The organism is bacterium, from assembly GCA_021372775.1.
GTDB lineage: Bacteria > Acidobacteriota > Polarisedimenticolia > J045 > J045 > JAJFTU01.
In genome coordinates, this window is the sequence record JAJFTU010000175.1 from 1 (window position 1) to 1,554 (window position 1,554).

Consider the following 1,554-nt stretch of genomic DNA (forward strand, 5'->3'; position numbering starts at 1 on the left):
CGTCCTCTTCGGCCGCGCGGGGCGCGGGCGCGTGGGGAGCGGCTGCGACGCCGAGGACCGCGACGCGGCGGAGCGGGCGCTGGAGCTGCTCGGCCTCGCCGACGCGCGGCGCCGGCTCTATCGCTCGCTCTCCGGCGGGGAGCGGCGGAAGGTGCAGCTCGCGCGCCTCGTCGCGCAGCGCGCGCCGCTGACGCTGCTCGACGAGCCGACGGCGGGGCTCGACATCGAGTGGCAGGAGCGCCTGACGCAACTGGTCGCGCAGCTCCACGCGGAGATGGGCGGGGCGATCGTGATGGTCACGCACGACGTCGATCGCCTGCCGAGCTGCTGCGACCGCGCGCTGCTCCTCGGGCGCGGACTGGCGGCGGCCTGCGGCCGGCCGGAGGAGGTCTTCACGGCGGAGGCGCTCGGCGGCGTGTTCGGCTGCCCGATGTACGTCGCCCATCGCCACGGCCGCTTCTTCGCCCACGCGCTCGGCGTCGCGGAGGAACGATGAACGCGGCCTTCATCATCTCGCGCGCGCGCCGCGCGGACGCGGCGTCCGCCGCCGGCCGTGCGGGGACCGACGGACGATGAGCTTCTTCGACGCGTTCGGCGCGGCGTTGGCCGCGGCGCTGCTCGGCGGGGCCTCGGCCGGCCTGCTCGGCGTGCTCGTCGTCGGGCTGCGGCTGCCGTTCCTCGCCGTCGCCGCGGCGCACGCCGCCCTCGCCGGCGCCGTCTTCGCCGACCTGCTCGGCGCGCCGCATCTCGCCGGGGCGTTCCTCGGCGCGCTGGCCGGGGCGCTCGTGCTCGGCGCGCTGTTGCGCCGCCGCGACCTCGACCCGAACGCCGCGCTCGGCGCCCTCTTCTCGCTCACCCTCGGCCTCGCGTTTCTCGGCATCGGCCTGGGGCGCGGGCCGAAGACCGCCGCGCTGAGCCTGATGTGGGGCAGCCTGCTCTTCGCCACGCGGCTGCAACTCGCCGCGATGACGATCGTCGCCGCGGCGCTCCTCTTCTTCGTGGTCGTCTTCCGCCGCGAGCTGAAGCTGCTGCTCTTCAGCCGCCAGCTCGCGGCGCTGCTGATTCCCGAAGGCCCGTTCTTCGCCGGCTTCCTCGTGCTTGCCTCGGGCGTGGTGGCGGTCGATCTTGAAATCGTCGGCGGACTTCTGCTCTACAGCCTGTTGGCGAACCCCGCCGTCGCGTCGCTCGCCCTCGCGCGGAGCTTTCGCGGGGCGCTGATTCTCGGCGCGGCGTTCGGGGCCGCTTCCGCGCTGCTCGGATTCGCCGCGGCGTACTTTTTGGACGCGCCGGTGGGGGCGACGATCGTCCTCGCCTCGAGCGCGCTCGTGGGCGCGGCGTGGCTCGTCGCCAAGGCGCGCCGGGACGGACGATGAACGAACGGGACAGCGAGCTCGGCCAAGTCTTCGACGGCGTCGCGCGGGAAGCGACGATGCAGGACTTCTCCGCGGAGGAGCGGGCGAAGATCGACCGCTTCGCGGCCCGCTGGCGGATCGAGCCGGGGGACCGCGTCCTGGAGCCGGGCTGCGGCGCGGGGCGGCTCACCGAACTGCTCGC

Annotated in this window: 3 protein-coding genes; all 3 read left to right on the plus strand. The window is 75.0% G+C overall.

Annotation, left to right across the window (positions count from 1 at the left end; all coding sequences use genetic code 11):
* Window positions 1–496, plus strand: a 496-nt coding sequence (locus LLG88_05850; GenBank protein ID MCE5246431.1) for an ABC transporter ATP-binding protein, incomplete at its 5' end; no start/stop codon positions are given.
* 76 nt (window positions 497–572) lie between these two features.
* Window positions 573–1,373 (plus strand): metal ABC transporter permease, encoded by an 801-nt coding sequence (locus tag LLG88_05855; GenBank protein ID MCE5246432.1) that lies wholly within the window; start codon window positions 573–575, stop codon window positions 1,371–1,373.
* The coding region (locus tag LLG88_05860; GenBank protein ID MCE5246433.1) for a hypothetical protein at window positions 1,370–1,554 on the plus strand (185 nt) is incomplete at its 3' end. The genes LLG88_05855 and LLG88_05860, both read left to right, overlap by 4 nt.